This window comes from Methanobrevibacter sp. UBA417 (genome assembly GCF_002508845.1).
GTDB classification, from domain to species: domain Archaea; phylum Methanobacteriota; class Methanobacteria; order Methanobacteriales; family Methanobacteriaceae; genus Methanobrevibacter_A; species Methanobrevibacter_A acididurans.
Map to the genome: position 1 here is coordinate 1 of NZ_DAZC01000027.1, position 15,707 is coordinate 15,707.

The 15,707-nt window shown below is 29.9% G+C and carries 29 protein-coding genes; all 29 read right to left on the reverse strand.

The features are described 5' to 3' along the window. Positions 1 to 75: 75 nt before the first annotated feature. A complete protein-coding gene (locus BP769_RS04490) occupies positions 76 to 1,038 on the reverse strand; it encodes an RNA-guided pseudouridylation complex pseudouridine synthase subunit Cbf5 (RefSeq protein WP_413825488.1) in 963 nt (320 codons plus the stop codon). 139 nt (positions 1,039 to 1,177) lie between these two features. After that, entirely contained in the window at positions 1,178 to 1,390 is a 213-nt protein-coding gene (locus BP769_RS04495; protein WP_409198753.1) for a 50S ribosomal protein L14e, read from the reverse strand. Then, on the reverse strand, positions 1,391 to 1,909 hold the full coding sequence (gene cmk / locus BP769_RS04500) for a (d)CMP kinase (protein WP_409198752.1): 519 nt from the start codon (positions 1,907 to 1,909) through the stop codon (positions 1,391 to 1,393). It lies immediately after the preceding gene. Continuing rightward, a complete protein-coding gene (locus tag BP769_RS04505) occupies positions 1,909 to 2,175 on the reverse strand; it encodes a 50S ribosomal protein L34e (protein WP_409198751.1) in 267 nt (88 codons plus the stop codon). Before BP769_RS04505 ends, cmk begins: the two co-directional genes overlap by 1 nt. A 197-nt stretch (positions 2,176 to 2,372) precedes the next feature. Then, a complete protein-coding gene (locus tag BP769_RS04510) occupies positions 2,373 to 2,936 on the reverse strand; it encodes a DUF106 domain-containing protein (RefSeq protein ID WP_409198750.1) in 564 nt (187 codons plus the stop codon). Positions 2,937 to 2,963: 27 nt separating this feature from the next. Next, entirely contained in the window at positions 2,964 to 3,524 is a 561-nt protein-coding gene (locus BP769_RS04515) for an adenylate kinase (protein ID WP_409198749.1), read from the reverse strand. Between the two features lie 93 nt (positions 3,525 to 3,617). Further along, positions 3,618 to 4,985 (reverse strand): preprotein translocase subunit SecY, encoded by a 1,368-nt coding sequence (gene secY, locus BP769_RS04520; RefSeq protein ID WP_409198748.1) that lies wholly within the window; start codon positions 4,983 to 4,985, stop codon positions 3,618 to 3,620. A gap of 182 nt (positions 4,986 to 5,167) precedes the next feature. Further along, positions 5,168 to 5,605 (reverse strand): uL15m family ribosomal protein, encoded by a 438-nt coding sequence (locus BP769_RS04525; RefSeq protein WP_409198747.1) that lies wholly within the window; start codon positions 5,603 to 5,605, stop codon positions 5,168 to 5,170. 15 nt (positions 5,606 to 5,620) lie between these two features. Next, positions 5,621 to 6,079, reverse strand: coding sequence for a 50S ribosomal protein L30 (locus BP769_RS04530; RefSeq protein ID WP_409198746.1), 459 nt, complete (start codon positions 6,077 to 6,079; stop codon positions 5,621 to 5,623). A gap of 13 nt (positions 6,080 to 6,092) precedes the next feature. Beyond that, entirely contained in the window at positions 6,093 to 6,731 is a 639-nt protein-coding gene (rpsE, locus tag BP769_RS04535; protein ID WP_409198745.1) for a 30S ribosomal protein S5, read from the reverse strand. A 2-nt stretch (positions 6,732 to 6,733) separates the two neighbouring features. Then, complete coding sequence (locus tag BP769_RS04540; protein ID WP_409198744.1) at positions 6,734 to 7,312, reverse strand: 50S ribosomal protein L18; 579 nt, start codon at positions 7,310 to 7,312, stop codon at positions 6,734 to 6,736. Between the two features lie 11 nt (positions 7,313 to 7,323). Beyond that, complete coding sequence (locus BP769_RS04545; protein WP_409198743.1) at positions 7,324 to 7,770, reverse strand: 50S ribosomal protein L19e; 447 nt, start codon at positions 7,768 to 7,770, stop codon at positions 7,324 to 7,326. Positions 7,771 to 8,174: 404 nt separating this feature from the next. Beyond that, positions 8,175 to 8,501, reverse strand: a complete 327-nt coding sequence (locus tag BP769_RS04550; protein WP_409198742.1) for a 50S ribosomal protein L32e — start codon at positions 8,499 to 8,501, stop codon at positions 8,175 to 8,177. Between the two features lie 24 nt (positions 8,502 to 8,525). Next, positions 8,526 to 9,074, reverse strand: a complete 549-nt coding sequence (locus tag BP769_RS04555; RefSeq protein ID WP_409198741.1) for a 50S ribosomal protein L6 — start codon at positions 9,072 to 9,074, stop codon at positions 8,526 to 8,528. Positions 9,075 to 9,084: 10 nt separating this feature from the next. After that, the gene (locus BP769_RS04560; protein WP_409198740.1) at positions 9,085 to 9,477 is read right to left on the reverse strand and encodes a 30S ribosomal protein S8; all 393 of its coding nucleotides are present in this window, start codon (positions 9,475 to 9,477) and stop codon (positions 9,085 to 9,087) included. Between the two features lie 59 nt (positions 9,478 to 9,536). Continuing rightward, positions 9,537 to 9,689 (reverse strand): 30S ribosomal protein S14, encoded by a 153-nt coding sequence (locus BP769_RS04565; protein ID WP_409198739.1) that lies wholly within the window; start codon positions 9,687 to 9,689, stop codon positions 9,537 to 9,539. A gap of 13 nt (positions 9,690 to 9,702) precedes the next feature. Continuing rightward, the gene (locus BP769_RS04570; protein WP_413827706.1) at positions 9,703 to 10,230 is read right to left on the reverse strand and encodes a 50S ribosomal protein L5; all 528 of its coding nucleotides are present in this window, start codon (positions 10,228 to 10,230) and stop codon (positions 9,703 to 9,705) included. After that, on the reverse strand, positions 10,227 to 10,958 hold the full coding sequence (locus tag BP769_RS04575; protein WP_409198737.1) for a 30S ribosomal protein S4e: 732 nt from the start codon (positions 10,956 to 10,958) through the stop codon (positions 10,227 to 10,229). Before BP769_RS04575 ends, BP769_RS04570 begins: the two co-directional genes overlap by 4 nt. A gap of 3 nt (positions 10,959 to 10,961) precedes the next feature. Then, positions 10,962 to 11,312 carry a 50S ribosomal protein L24 gene (gene rplX, locus BP769_RS04580; protein WP_409198736.1) on the reverse strand — a complete coding sequence of 117 codons (351 nt, stop codon included), beginning with the start codon at positions 11,310 to 11,312 and terminating at the stop codon, positions 10,962 to 10,964. A gap of 11 nt (positions 11,313 to 11,323) precedes the next feature. Beyond that, on the reverse strand, positions 11,324 to 11,722 hold the full coding sequence (locus BP769_RS04585; RefSeq protein ID WP_409198735.1) for a 50S ribosomal protein L14: 399 nt from the start codon (positions 11,720 to 11,722) through the stop codon (positions 11,324 to 11,326). 1 nt (position 11,723) lies between these two features. Further along, positions 11,724 to 12,044 carry a 30S ribosomal protein S17 gene (locus BP769_RS04590; protein ID WP_409198734.1) on the reverse strand — a complete coding sequence of 107 codons (321 nt, stop codon included), beginning with the start codon at positions 12,042 to 12,044 and terminating at the stop codon, positions 11,724 to 11,726. A gap of 10 nt (positions 12,045 to 12,054) precedes the next feature. Beyond that, positions 12,055 to 12,336 (reverse strand): ribonuclease P protein component 1, encoded by a 282-nt coding sequence (rnp1, locus tag BP769_RS04595; protein ID WP_409198733.1) that lies wholly within the window; start codon positions 12,334 to 12,336, stop codon positions 12,055 to 12,057. 103 nt (positions 12,337 to 12,439) lie between these two features. Then, positions 12,440 to 12,814 (reverse strand): stress response translation initiation inhibitor YciH, encoded by a 375-nt coding sequence (yciH, locus tag BP769_RS04600; protein WP_409198732.1) that lies wholly within the window; start codon positions 12,812 to 12,814, stop codon positions 12,440 to 12,442. Beyond that, a complete protein-coding gene (gene rpmC / locus BP769_RS04605; RefSeq protein WP_413825494.1) occupies positions 12,815 to 13,021 on the reverse strand; it encodes a 50S ribosomal protein L29 in 207 nt (68 codons plus the stop codon). A gap of 2 nt (positions 13,022 to 13,023) precedes the next feature. After that, positions 13,024 to 13,791 (reverse strand): 30S ribosomal protein S3, encoded by a 768-nt coding sequence (locus BP769_RS04610; protein ID WP_409198730.1) that lies wholly within the window; start codon positions 13,789 to 13,791, stop codon positions 13,024 to 13,026. A 4-nt stretch (positions 13,792 to 13,795) separates the two neighbouring features. After that, positions 13,796 to 14,260, reverse strand: coding sequence for a 50S ribosomal protein L22 (locus BP769_RS04615; protein WP_409198729.1), 465 nt, complete (start codon positions 14,258 to 14,260; stop codon positions 13,796 to 13,798). A gap of 12 nt (positions 14,261 to 14,272) precedes the next feature. After that, complete coding sequence (rpsS, locus tag BP769_RS04620; protein ID WP_413825500.1) at positions 14,273 to 14,689, reverse strand: 30S ribosomal protein S19; 417 nt, start codon at positions 14,687 to 14,689, stop codon at positions 14,273 to 14,275. A gap of 16 nt (positions 14,690 to 14,705) precedes the next feature. Continuing rightward, positions 14,706 to 15,431: a 50S ribosomal protein L2 gene (locus tag BP769_RS04625; RefSeq protein WP_413825503.1), complete on the reverse strand. Its 726-nt coding sequence runs from the start codon at positions 15,429 to 15,431 to the stop codon at positions 14,706 to 14,708. 13 nt (positions 15,432 to 15,444) lie between these two features. Continuing rightward, on the reverse strand, positions 15,445 to 15,705 hold the full coding sequence (locus BP769_RS04630; RefSeq protein ID WP_409198726.1) for a 50S ribosomal protein L23: 261 nt from the start codon (positions 15,703 to 15,705) through the stop codon (positions 15,445 to 15,447). Positions 15,706 to 15,707 lie beyond the last annotated feature (2 nt).

The following is a 15,707-nucleotide window of genomic DNA, read 5'->3' on the forward strand; positions in this document are numbered from 1 at the left end:
ATAAGAAAGCTTAAAAAAATTATGAGTCAAAATATTTCAAAAAATAAAATCAACTAAGTTTTTGACAGAGCCAATTTATTTCCACATACTTGGATAAACATCAGGATCCATATAAACATTATTAGTTTCAAAAATAATTCCAGAATCAGAATCTAAAATTTCATCAAGACTAAATAAAGATTTAGCAGAAGCAACAAGCTCTCCCTTAATAGTCATTATAGCAACAATATCACCATAGCGAACATTTTCTGAAATAGCAACAATTCCTCCAGCAGCTAAATTAGCACCATGACAAATAGCACCAACAGCAGAATCTCTAATAATTACTTTAGGTAAATGTTCAGTCGCAACTTCCATAGGTTTAATCATATTACGTAAAGAAGTTTCATCACCTTCTTCAGCATAATAATAATATGCATCAGTTAAATCTTGTAAAGTAATAAGATTAGTATGTTCATTTAAAGGACCAACTATAGTACGACGTAATTCTGCCATATGGGCACCACAACCTAAAGCTTCACCTATATTATGACAATAAGTACGAACATAAGTTCCAGATTCACAACCAATACGGAAAAGAACATCCCGACCATCTATTTCATAAATATCTGAATAATAAATAGTACGAGCTCTAAGTTCTCGTTTTACAGCTGATTTTACTGGAGGAGTTTGGAAAATTTTACCAGTAAATTTTTCAAAAATAGATTTAATAGAATCTTCATCAACTTCTTGATGTAATTTCATTAAACAAACATATTCTTTAGGAGCAAGTAATAACAATTGAATAACTCTAGTAGCAGAACCAATACCTATAGGTAAAATACCAGTAACCTTAGGATCTAAAGTTCCACTATGACCTGTTTTATTAACATGCAAAATTCTTTTAACCCAAGAATCAATCTCATGGGAAGTAGGACCAGAAGTCTTATCTAAATTAATTATTCCATGAGTAATGTGTTCTTCAATAGGTCTATTAAAAGGGTCACAACCATAATCATCATTAGTACTACTTGAAGATTTAACTACATAACCTTCCATAAAAATCACATTAAAATAAAGTATTTAAAAAAAATTCAAACTTATTTTTATTTATATTAAAATAAAAATTATTAATTAAAAAAATAATGTAAATATATTGAAAAAATTAGTTTATAAAAATAATTAAAGATAATTATTCTTATAATGATTTTTTAATAGCTTCAATATCATCTGTAACTTCTACAGTTTGATCAATAGGTTCAAGATGGTTAATATTACATCTTCTATTTTTTATAGTTTGACCAACTATTTCAACAAAGTTATCATCAATAATATCAATTATTGCACATTTTTCGCCAGCTTCTCTACCAGCTGTCTTAATACATACTCTTCCGACTTCAATAGATGCCATTTATATCACCTTTAATGTTGTTAAAATTATATTTGCTATACTATCAGGATTAAACCTATTAGTATTAAGCATTAAATCATAGATATCAAAATTATTAATATCTATATTATGAATATCTAAATATCTAGAAGCTTCACTTTCTTCTCGAATCTTTATTTCTTGACTAGCTGTTTCAAAAGATTTAATTTCTCTATCACAAATTCGGTTAGCTCGAATTTCAAAAGGAGCATACATCCAAATTTTTAAGTCAGCATCAATAAAGTAAGCAGAAAGTCTACCTTCAACAATTAGATTATCAGAAATTTTAGCTATTTCAGCTTGTCTTTTATCAATTTCATTATCGATTTCAGTATTATTTTCAGCAAATTTACTAAATTCTAAAACTGACATACCTTTCTCTTTAGCCATATCCCTAAAGATACTACCTGTAGATAAAAAGGGTATATCCAATTTTTTAGATAATACTTGGGCTGCAGTAGTAGTTCCAGTACCTGCAAGACCACCGATAGTTATAATCATTATTGTCTAGCCTCATTTTTAAAGTGCTTACGAGCACATTTAGAACATAAATAACCACCATATGGGCGGCTAGGTCTTTTTTGAGATTTAGACAATTTATTAATTTCATATGGACGTCCTCGAGGAACTCCATGTAACGGTGCACCACATTCAGCACATACATGCTTAGATGGTTTCTTCTTTTTATATCTTAGGACACTTTTACCACCAGGGGTGTTATTATGCATCCGTTTGTATGATCTTGATCTGTATCTTAATTCAGGCATTCTTTTCTCCACCTTTTATAAAATTTTAATAATTAAAGAACCTATTATTATAAAAAAATAGATTCAAAATATAAATTAAATAATTATATTTAATAATAAAAAACCAATTTATTTAAAAATAGTAATTTATAATATTATTATAATCATCTATCAATATAAACTTATTCTTTTTTCTAAAATATTTCTCAAAAATGGATTTAAAATCCATCTTTGAATCCCATATATTTTCTTAATATTTGTGATAAAGCAAATGTACATAAAATGTACCAACCTAACCAACCTACAGCATAAGGTAAAGTTGTAGTTGGAGGTCCATAAAACATATGCCATAACGGGGTTAATAAAGTATAATAAACCGCCGGAGGAAGTGAAACAATTGTTTTAGAAACAACTGATTGAGCCATCCAATAAAAAACTAATAATATTGGTATAAAAGTAACAATCATAGGCTTAAAAGACATTTTCATCATTTTAGATTGTTTAGCCATTACATCTCCTTGTTTAGCTTGTAATTTGGCCATTTGCCTATTATCACCACTCATTTGAGCTTCTTTCATTTCTTTTTGATATGCTTTCATTTCATCTTGGATTTCTTTCATCTCATCTTGATCAACTAACAATTTTTGAGCAAGAGTAGTAATAAGAGAAATTATTAATGATATCACAAAAATTGTAAGCATTGGATTTTTAGGAGTAGGATCCAATGAAATTAAAGGTGCAAAAATTGCATCTAAAACCATATAAACTATTTCAACTACCATAATATTAGTTCCTTAAAATTATTCAATTTAATCTTTTAATAAATCTACAAAATTTTTAACTGTAGAATTTAAATGATTATCATGATTATTAATAATTTTTACAGTAGCACCAGTTAAAGTTGCATAAGCCATAGAAGCTGCACGATTCATTTCTTGATGTAATTGAATATCCTTTGCTTTTTCAATATCTCTTACTCTAGAATCATCATTCAATCGTCTATATAATATTTCATCAGGATTTGCTTCGATTAATATAAAACAATCTGGAGATAATCCTTCTAAAACCCATATAGGTAATCCAGGTAAATAACCATCTGGAGTGTTAATAGTACAATGAGTATCAACTATAACATTTTGAGATTTTGATTTCTCCTTAATTTTAATACCTGCTTCCTTTTGAATTTCTTTTTGAACATCAGAAGATAATTTTCTTAAAGAATCTCTATCTTCAACTAACTCTTTTTCAATAGCAATTTCAGTCATGATATCCCCATAGTTAATATGAAGATAATCGACTTCTTGTAAAGCTTTTTCTAATACTGTTGTACTACCTGAACCAGGTATCCCTGTTGAAACTACTAATTTCATAATAATCCCTCTTATAATTTATAAATTTAAAATTAAATCATATTTATGTTTAAAAAAAATATAAAATAAAAAATATATTTTTGTTTAAAAATCTTAGTTGTCTAAGAATTTTCTTAATACTGGGTGCATATCCATAAGTTGTTCTTGAGCAATTTCTTCATATAACCTGTATACAATACCAACAGTAAGTAATACACCAGTACCTCCACCTAAAGCTTGAGTGAAATCAGCTCCAAATGCTAAAAGTCCTACGAATAAACCACCTAATATGGTTAATGCAGGAATATATTTATTCATAATTTTATATAACTGTCTCTTACTACTTCTGAATCCAGGTATTTGAATACCAGAATCATATAATTTTTTACTAACTTCTTTAGCATTTAATCCACTGATTTCTACCCATAACCAACTGAATAGAGCACAACATGCTAAGAAGAAAATAGCATAAAAGATTACTCTAAATGGATTAGTCCATAACATACTAACTCCAGAAGGAGTTGTTAAATATAATGCTAAACCATTAATTGCTTGACCTTGTGAAACTTCACCTAATATTGGCCATCCTAATTTTTGGAAGACACTAGCCATAAGAGAAACGTTCACTAATAATGCACTAGTTAATATAACTGGCATATTACTTGCATAAATAAATTTTAATGGATATTTACCAACAGATCCTCTAATTCTTCCGTGCCCTCTAACTGATCCATGAGAAATAGGAATTTCTACTCTCATACTTTCACCATAAGAAGCAATTAAAAATACTATTATAGTAGCAATTAATGGGAGCAATACAGAAGGATTAGGTTGTCCTGCAGCAATTGATTGGATAAATTGCGGAATCATACCAGAGAAAGTACCAGGTTGAGTTGGTGATGGTAAAAAGTTAAATGTACCAACAACAATTTGTTCAGCAACACCTGCTGCAATAAATAGACCTACACCAGAACCAAATCCCCATTTAGATACAACTTCATCAAGGTAAATAATTAATACAGCTCCAATAACTAATTGTAACATTAATACACCAAGATAAGAGTTATCTATAGGTATTAAACTTCCTGTAAAAACAAGAACTCCAGCTTCAAATATTGTGAAAACAATAGCTAACAATTTCTGAGTACTTTGGAACATTGCTTTATCTTCATGTAAAGATAAATCTAATTTTAATATTTTTGAACCAACTAATAGTTGAAGTACAATTGATGCGGTTACAATAGGACCAATCCCTAAAGTTAAAATTGAACCAAAACTTCCAGCCATAACCGCTCTTAATTGAGCAAATTGATCAACAGCTGCACTACTCAATCCATATAATGGAACTTGAGTTAAAATAAAATATAATACCAATATGATACCTGTCCATTTAAGCTTCTCATTAAAACTTTCTCTATGTATAGGAGTTTTAACTTCAGGAAGAAGCCTAAATAAAGGTTTAAAATTTTCCAAAACTGACATGTTATTCCTCAGATATAACTAACTAATAATAAATTTTTAAATATTTTAAAAAATTTAATGAATAAAAATAGCCAACTCATTAAATTAATAATATATTAATTTTCATGATTAATAAAACTATTTTTAATAAAATAAACTTTTTGAAATAATAAAAAATATAGAATTATATTAAATTAGTTAAATTATAATTCTACAGCTTCGCCTCCAGCTTCTTCTAATTTAGCAATAGCAGAAGCTGAAAAAGAAGGAGATTTAATAGTTAATGGTTTTGAAATAGAACCTTTAGCTAAAACTTTATTGTAACCTAATTCAGTTATATCTATAACAATAGAATCTCCATCTTTAGAAGCAATACCTTTTTCTAATAATTCTTCAGATTTATCATCTAAATAACTTAAGTTAACAGGATTAATTTTTTTAACCATTTTTTGAGGTCTTTTAAATCCATGTTTACCATAATGATCAGGATCGTGAATTACAGTCCAAGTCCAGTGTTGTTTATCTGCACCAGCTAAACCTCTTCCACCTCTATTTCCTGCACCTCTACGTTTTTTGGAGCATCCTCCACCAATAGAACGAGAGCCTCTTTGTTTATTAATTTTACGACTTTTTCTAATCATTCATACCACCAATAATTAACTCATTCTCTTTGCGAGATCAATAATTTCTTCGCCTCTGTAACCAAGGGTTCCACCTTCATTATAAGTAAGACGGATAGATTCATAACCTTTTCTTGGAGGGTGTAAACGGAAAACAGGTTTCATATTAATATCTTTAGCTTTAATTTCAGCATTGATTAATGCATTAGCTAATTCTTCAAAAGATGAAAAATCAGTATTTTCTTTAAGATATTCTTCAGTGACTTTATCTCCACCAACAAGTTTTCCTCTTTTTTCAATAATTTCAGTTAATGTTTCAGCATCAATTTCTCCCCAAGTAAGATAATCTTTTGCTTTTTGAAGCATACCTTTCATACTTGGATTTTCTTCAACTAAAACAGCATGGCTGATTCTTGTAAGATTTAGTAAATCTAATGTATCTTTGATGTCAGCAATAACACCTGTACTACCTCTAACTCTAATAACAAAAAACATGATAATCACCTATTTAAAGCACTCCCATGCCTTTTAATTCGCCTTTAGTTGCTTTAACTTTACTTAATTCTTTTAAAGCATCGAAAACTGCGAATGCAAAGTTAACAGTTGTTTGAGTTTGGCCACTAGCACTACTCCAAACATCTTTAATACCTGCAAGACCTAAGATTGTTTTACCAACATTTCCTACAGCTAATCCTACTCCAGCAGGAGCAGGGATTAAAGTTACATCTACACTACCAGTATTACCTGTGACTTTGAAAGGAACTGTATGTTGTTTACCACAAACACAACCCCAATCTCCACATCCTCTTCGTACTTTAATTAAATTGTACTTAGCATTATCAACAGCTTTTCTAATAGCAGGACCTACTTCTCTAGCTTTACCTTGACCTAATCCAACATAACCGTTTTTATTTCCAACAGCAACAATTACTCTGAAGTTTACTTTTCTTCCAGATTTGTGCATTCTTTGAACTAAGTTAACATCCATTACTTCTTCTTCAAGGTCTGGAAGTAAGGCATCTACTATTTCTAATTCCATTATAGGTAAACCTTTTTCAAAAATTTCATCTATATCAGTAATAGTACCTTCTTTTACTTGAGTACCAATTTTTGTGGTAGGTTCCCATTCATCAATATTAAAACTCATAGTTATACCTCATCATCAATTTTATTTTTAATTTCTTCAAAGTGATCCGGTAAATCTACAGGTTGAAGATCATTTTCTAAATATTTACTAAATTTAGTTTTTAAATCAGCTTCATCTAAGGATTCTGCATAATCTGCAATATGTTGACCATTAATACGTTCTTCACTAGGAATAACTTTTTCACCAAATGGTACATAAAATCCAGCATCAGAAGCTCCTTTTATAGCAGCAAATATTTTAGAACCTTTAATAGGAGATTTTAAACCTATATCTGCGATAGCTTCATCAATGTTTGCAGCTAAAGCTTTTTTACCACATAAATAACCAGTTAAATATACAGCACTAGTGTTTTTGTTTCCAGCTTTCCAACCTAATTTATTAAGTTCTTTACTATGAGCAGATACTAATGTTTCATCTCCATTTTCACCTACTTTTACAACTTGAACAATAACATTAGCATTAGAAACTCTAACAACTAATCTATTTGCATTAATCTTAACTAATTTCATTCTTTGAGCATAATCAGTTTTTCCTTCTCTTCTTCTTCTGAATGCTACTTTATAATTTGATCCGTGTGCCAAGTTCATTCCTCCTATTTAAGTAATTCATGGTCACGAGCGTAAGACTTCATATAAGATTTACTTTTGAAGGCTCCACCTTTAGCCATTTTATACAATTTACGATAAGTAGTAGGATCTATTTGATCTGCATCACGCATATCTTTTAATTCCCCTCTTAAAGCACGGATAGTTCTCATCCAAACTTTCTTTTTAGGGTTTCGAGCTTTTTTAGCTCCTTTTATACTACCTCGTCCTTTACGTCTACCTTTTGCTTTTTGTTGTTTAATCTTTTTAGATCTGTAACTACTAATACCAGTTTCAGGTTTAGCTTTAATAATTCCTTGATCGATAAGTTGACGAACTGAATCTCTAGTGATAGCTCTAGAAACTTCTTCGATTTCTTCAGGATCAATCCATACTCGATTAACTCCTACTTTAAGAATACTAGCAGCTAATCTTTTTTGAGTTGTAAGATTCATTAATAATCCTCCAATTATTTTTTTAAAGTAATTGATTTATTTTTTTATTATAGAATTATTCTAATTATTTATAGCTTGAAATAAAATAATTGCAATTTTTTCAAGTTTTTAGATTTCCCTTAAATTTTACAATGAATTATATTTGCTTAATGAAGTTTTAAAAAAATGCTGAAAAAGATTTAATCTAATTCAGATAAATGTTATTTAAAGTTTGATTTGAGGTTACAAACTGTACTCCATAATCCCATATCATTTTAAATAACTGCCCAATTAATTTTTTTAATTTCATCAAGTAGTTTATAAGATAATTTTTTTCTAATAATCATTAATATAATTTGGAAATAATCATTTTTTCATTTAAAATTGAAAATGATTAAAAAAACTTTTTATTGTATAATAAAAATTTATTTATTTAATATTTTTATTCCTAATTCTGATGCTTTTTCTAACATCATAGCTTTCTTTCTAGAACCTATAGAAGCACTAATTCTTCCTGCTTCAGTATCAGGATTTAAAGCTTCTAATTCTTTCATATTACATACAAGTACATCTTTGTATCCAGAAGGATGTAAACCTCTTGTAACTCTAGGGGAACGATAACCTATTGCAGGCATATCAGGCTTACCAGCTTCATATCTTCTCATTTTACTGGTTTTACCTCGAGGACGTCTCCATTTATTACCTAATTTTTTGTAACGAGCATATTCTTGTCTATTAAATTTTTTATTCATAATAATCACCAATAAATAACTCTTTTATTCTTTGCTAACTAAGTAAATACCATCTTGGAAAACTCTAGGATCTTTTCCTGTAATTTTAGTAGCTTGTTCTAAATTAGCCATAGTTTGACCAACATCTTCTTTATTTACACCAGTAATGGTTACTTCATCACCTTTAACACTAACTTTTGCAGAACCTACAATATTAGATAATCTAGGACTTCTTTCACCAATAAAATTGTCTATATTTACTTTATTTCCACTAACTTTAACAGTCATTGGAAAGTGAGCGAATACAATTTTCATTTTGTAAGTAAATCCATCTGTAACTCCTATTAACATATTATTAATATGAGCTTTAGTTGTTCCAACCATAGATTTATCTTGTTTCTTTGGGAAATTAGTTTCTATTATTATAGAATTATCTTCTTTAGTAATAGTTAGGTTTGGATAATTAAATTTTCTAGAAGTTTCACCATTTGGACCTTTGACAGAAATAGTGTCTTCAATGTTAACTTTTTCAAGGTTAACTTCAACGCCTTCAGGAATTTCAATTTCTTCCTTAATAGCTGCAGCTAATACCATACATAATCACCTAATACATATAAGCCAACAATCTTCCACCGATACCTCGTTCTTTAGCTTCCTTGTGGGTCATAATACCTTCAGGAGTAGTAACGATTAAAATACCGAAATTCTTTGCTGGTAAATATCTTTTTTCAAATTTTTCAAATTCATCTTTCTTTACAGCATGACGAGGCTTAATAACACCACATTGATTAATGTTACCATCTAATTCTACTTCGAATTTTCCAGCCTTATTGTCATCTATATATTCAAATTCATCTATATAATTCTCTTTTTGCATTGTGCTTAAAACTTGCCCGATTAATTTTGATGCTGGGCTTATAGTACAATGATTATTAACTTGTAATTCATTGTTTCTTAAATTAGTTAAAGCATCAGCAAGAGGATCCATAAGAGTCATAACTATAACACCTTTTTAATTTTTAATTTTAATAATTTTTGTAAAAAATTCAATATAATTTAATTATATTTTTTAAATCCAATCTTTGGGGCGACTTCTCTAAAGCATTGTCGACATAAATTTAATCCATAACGACTGATCATAGCAGAATGATCTCCACATCGACTACATTTTTTTGCTGCTCTACCGTATTTTCTTGGCAAATTTATCACCTTTTATATTTATTTAATAAGTTTCAATAATTTCATCCACATAGTTTACATTAAAATTATCTTCCATGAATTTCATGGTTAGTTCTGGAGTAATTTTATGTTTTTGAGGAATCTTTTTATTTTGGATTTTTCTTTTAGCTATTCTGTATCCTGGTTTTTCAAAGGTTACAGAAATATTCATACCAAATATACCAATATCAGGGTTATATCTCATTCCTGGAATATCAATATGTTCTCTTATACCGAAAGATAAGTTACCTTGAGCATCAAATTGGGTAGGTTTAATCTTATTATTAATACCATCTAATACCATTTTAATAACTCTATCAGCTTTTTCACCTCTTAAAGTTACTTTACATGCAATTGGTTGTCTTTTACGAATACCAAATTCAGGATTAGTAACTTTAGAAAAAGTTTTTACTGGTTTTTGTTCTGTGAAATTTTCGAGTAAAGTTAAAGCACGAGTTAATTTTTCACCAGATTCTCCTACACCTATATTTACTGTAGCTTTGGAAATTTTTATTTGATCCATAGGATTCATTGGTTAACCTCCAATAAGTCAATTACAGGTTTTTCTCCACCAATAACAAATGCGTAATCTTTTAAAGTTAAGAAATTTTCTTTCTTATTGTTTTCTATAATTACAGTATTTGGATTAGAAGTTTTACTGATAATAATTTCAGATATTTTACCTATTTCTCCGGTATGTTTTCCTCCAGTAACAAGAACAGTAGCTCCTTCTTCTAATTTGAATGAGTTTTGAACTTCTTGTTCAGGTAATTTAAGACTTAAAACATCTCCGACTTTGTAATCTCCATCTGTTAATAAGTTTCTACCATCATGAAGATTATATTGTATTTTTCCACCTTTGATTGTAGTTTTATTAACGATTTTAGATAATTTTTCATCAGCATCATTATTATTAATTTTTAATAAAGTTAATCTGTTTTTATTATCTAATAATACTCGGTAAGATGTTTCATTTTTTGGAATTGTAATTATATCCATTAATCCAACTGGATATTTATAATCTTTTTTAACTTTTCCATCTATTAAGATATCTCCAGAATTTATTATAGTTTTTGCTTCTCTGGAATTATCAGCTATTTTTAATACATCTCGAACTACTACCATTAAAGATAAGGAATCTTCAATAGCATGTGGACCTGCTGCTGGTTTAACTGTCCAAGTTTTTTCTTTTGGATGGATAGGCCAGGATTTAGGAGCTTTATATCTTTTAAGATGTTTTCTTGATCCCATATTTGCCATTATTTATTCCTCCTTTACATGTTTATTTCTTTTATCATCATCTAAATCTGCATCAGTAATCATTAAGTTAGAAGGGTGAACTTGTAAAAATACTACATTACCATCAGCTTTATTTAAAGTTATTCCATCAATAGTAACTTTGTATCTTTTAATGTCAATAGCTTCGACTTCACCATCTTGACCTTTAAAATCACCACGAAGTACGGTTACTTTATCTCCAACTTTAACAGGAAGAGATCTTTTACCTAACTTTTCTCTTAATTCATGACTTAAATTTACACTCATTCTGTTACGACGTTGGTGTAAAGGTGCAGAGTATAATGCTTTTCTTTGTTTTCTTGGTTGTTTTGACATAATTTTCACCTTTAAATTAAAATGCTAGCTGCACTACCAACACTAGGCCATTTATCTGCAGCTTCTTTAGCTACAGGACCTCTTACTTCAGAACCTTTTAATAATCCTTCAGGAGTTATTATAACTGCCGCATTATCTTCAAATTTAACACGAAGACCATCAGCACGTCTAAATTCTTTCTTTTGTCTTACTACAACAGCTTGAACAATTTCTCTTCGCATATCCGCAGTTCCTTTTTTAACTGAAGCTGTAACTAAGTCACCAACACCAGCTGCATCAAGTCGTCTGCGGACACCTTTAAATCCTTTTACAGATAAAATTTCAATTTCACGTGCACCAGTATTATCAACACATTGAAGTCTAGCACCAACAGGTAAAGGTTTTGTAATATTTGATGTACTTGCTTTCATTTTAATTATCCCCTTTAACTTCTACAATAACAAAATGTTTAGTTTTACTTAAAGGTCTACATTCAGCGATTTTTACATCATCACCAATTTCTATATTAATGCAATCAGGTTTGTGAACATTAATTTTTGAATTTCTTTTTTCATATCTTTCATATTTCTTAATGAATTTGTAGTAACTACGTTCTACAGTAACAGTTCTATCATTTTTATAGGATGTAACTGTAGCTTCAAGGACTTGACCTCTTAAAGGCAAATTACCATGAAATGGGCAATTAGGATCCTTACATGTAGTTTCAGGTTCTTGGACATTGAGACCAACCATATTATCACCATTATATTTTTTTATATCTCTTTTTTATTCTATCTTCAGGACGATTCAATAATATTTTCCCATCAATTTCAACTTTAGATTTATCTGGGAGAATTATATGAAAAATTGAAACATTTTTTTGAATCAATTTTTCCCCTTTAGTGGATGTCTCGATTTTTAAAGTCTTTTTAGTTTCATCAATAACAATTCCACTTAAACCAATCAATGATTTATTAGAGCTATTTATAACCTTAAGCTCTAAACCAATCAATTCATGATAGAATATATTTTCTGAGTTTATCATATTATTCTAAACAAAAGTGTGATTAAAAAATAAAATAATCAAACTTATGATATTTTGTTTTAGAACATTAATCAGACAAATTTACAATATTGAATTTAGAATTTTAATGTTTCTTATGATGTCTATTGTTATTATGATTATTATTATGTTTATGATTATTTTTCTTTTTATAATCTCTAATTTCAATAGTATCTGAAGAGAATCCCATACTAGATAGAACTTCTTTTACTTTAGTTTTATGATCACCTTGAAGTTCAATTTGACCATTTTTAGCAGTTCCACCACAAGCACATTTACTTTTCAAAGTTTTAGTGAGTTCTTTAATATCAATATCGTGTTCATCTATTCCTTCGACAATTGTCATAAGTTTACCGAATCTTCTTCTTACTGTAAATACTTTAACAGTTTGAACTTCTCTTGCAATTTCTTCACAAACACAAAGTTCTTCAGGAAGACCGCATACCTCACAAATTTTCATTTAGTTCTCCTTCTGTTTTTGGCTCATAATTGTAAGAACACGAGCAATAGTTCTTTTAAGTTCTCTAACTTGACCAGGGTTATCAATAACACCTGCAGCAGCACCTTTAGAAACGGTTTTATTTAATTCAACTTTAAGTTCAATTAATTTTTCTTGAATTTCTTCAATTTCCATTTCCCAAATTTCATTACTTCTTAAAATAGCCATAATTACTCATCCTCTTTAGATTCTTCAGAAGAATTTGTTTCTTCGGCTTCATCTTCCATAACAATTTCTTCTAATTCTTCTAACTCTTCAATGTTTTCAGATTCTTCAGGAGCTTCAGTTTCTTCGACTTCTTCGACTTCTTCAACAACTTCTTCTTCAATAATTTCTTCTTGAATTTGAGGAGCAATTATTTCAACTTTATCAGGTAAAACTGCTTCAGGAGGCATAATACGTACGAAAATTCCTAAAACACCTGGTTTTAAAGTAGCACTTGCAAAACCTTCTTTAACAAATCGGTCTGAAGGTTCACCACATTTCTTAATGTATCCTTCAACAAATTTTGAAACAGCAGATCTAGAACCTCTAATTTTACCAGAGATTGTAATTTCTACACCTTGAGCTCCAGCTCCCATAATTCTACGAATAGTGGAATAAGCAACTCGTCTAAAGTGCATACCTCTTTGAAGCATATTAGAAATTTTAGATGCCATAATTTTAGGATTAAGTTCTGGAACATCAACTTCTTTTACTTCAACTTGAGGATTATCTAAATCAAAATTATTTTTTAAAGTTTGAGTGATAGCTCTAACAGTTTTTCCACCTCTACCTATAACCATTCCTGGTCTTTCAGCATAAACAACAATCATTGTTCCAAGTGGTGTAACTTGAACATCCATTCCACCATAACCTGCTCTTTCAAGTTCGGTTTCTAAAAATTCGTCGATTTTGGTTCTTTTAAGTCCTTCGGTTACGAAATCTTTTTCTATCATAAACTTAAGCCTCCACTAATACTACTTGAACATGGGTAGTTGGTGTATTAAATGGAGTGACTCTACCAAAAGCTCTTGGTATAGCTCCTCTAATAACCATACCTCTATGACTAGATATGTGTTCAATAATAAGGTTTTCAGTATCCATACCTTTATACTCTGCATTACTTTCTGCATTTTCTAAAACTTTTAAAATTTCAGCTGCAGCTTTAACAGGGTATCTTCCAGATGGCCAACCTTGTGCACCTTTACGATGACCTACTTTCTTATTATGTCTTTTGAATGGAACAGCTTGTTTCATATCAATAACATTTTGTAAATATTCTTTTGCTTTTGTTACTTCCATTCCTCTTATTGCATTACTAATTTCAACACAATGTTTTGGGGAAACCTTAAGAGATTTAGCCATAGCACGTGCAGTTTTTTCTTCATCAATATCTTTATTGTTATATGCATAGTTATTTGCCATGTTCTAATCTCCTTATTTAAGCGGTACAAACATACTACTTCTTGTAGCTCCCATTCCTGGGTCACCGTGACTAACTTTTTGTCTAGTTGGTGCGAATTCTCCAAAGTAACAACCAATCATTTCTGGAGTGAATGTAACTTCTTTGAATTCATGACCATTATATATACCAAAAGTGGTTCCAACCATTTCAGGTAATACAATCATATCACGGCAGTGTGTTTTTATTACTATTGGTTTACCGCCTTTTTTGTTTTCTTCATGTTTTTTAAGTTTTCGGAATTTATCCAAAACAGTTTGTTGTCTTGGTAAAAATCCTCTCTTAAGAGATCTTCTTTGTCTTGATGGTAAGATCTCAACTAACTCATCTAGAGATAAATCTTGTAATTCTTCTAGGGTTAATCCTTGATATTTAAATATTTTTCTTGCCAAGTAGCTACCTCCTTAATTATCGTCTTTTACCTGTACGTTTAGCTGCAATTGAACCAACTTTTCTTCCTGGAGATGCATGTCTTGAAATAGTAGTTGGTACACCTGGGTGTTGTCTGTTACCTCCCCCGTGAGGGTGGTCTACAGCATTCATTGCTACTCCTCTAACTGTCATCATCTTTTTACCCTTAGCATTAAGAGCATGCCATCTGTTTCCTGCTTTAAGGAATGGTTTTTCTTTTCTTCCTCCACCTGCAACTACTCCAATACTTGCACGGCAATTTGGATTGAAAGATTTTAATTCACCAGACGGTAATTCAACAACAGCTTGATTTACATCATGAGTTATTAAAGAAGCATAAGTACCTGAAGATCTAACAAAACGTCCACCATCTCCTGGTCTATTTTCTATATCATAGATAGGAGTTCCTTCTGGAATTTCTCTTAATGGTAATGTATTACCAAAACTTATTGGAGCAGAAATTCCACATTCTATTTCATCATCAATTTGTATACTTTCTGGAGCGAGTATGAATTTTTTTTCTCCATTTTCAAATTTGACTAATGCAATAGGTGCTGTTCTTGCAGGATCGTGTACAATATCAGAAACTACTCCTTTTATACTTCCTTCTTTTTCAAGATTATCATAATTTCTATATTGTATTTTATCTTTAAATCTGTGAGATGCTACACGGTAAGTAGGAGTTCCTCTTCCTCTACGTTGAATGATTAATCGTTTACCCATATTTCATTCCTCCTTAGAATACTCCCATTTTAACAGCAATATCTTCTGCATCTTCTTCTTCTGTTAACTTAATATATGCAAGTTTAATACCTTTTGAGCTAATATGAGTGTTAACTTTTTCAACTTTAACATCATATAATTGTTCAATAGCACGTTTTATAGAATTTTTGTTAGATTCTCTATTAACAACAAAAGTTAATTCATTATTTTGATCTATTAAGTTCATAGTTTTCTCAGTTACATGAGGTTTAACTATAATTGCGTAAGGATCCATAA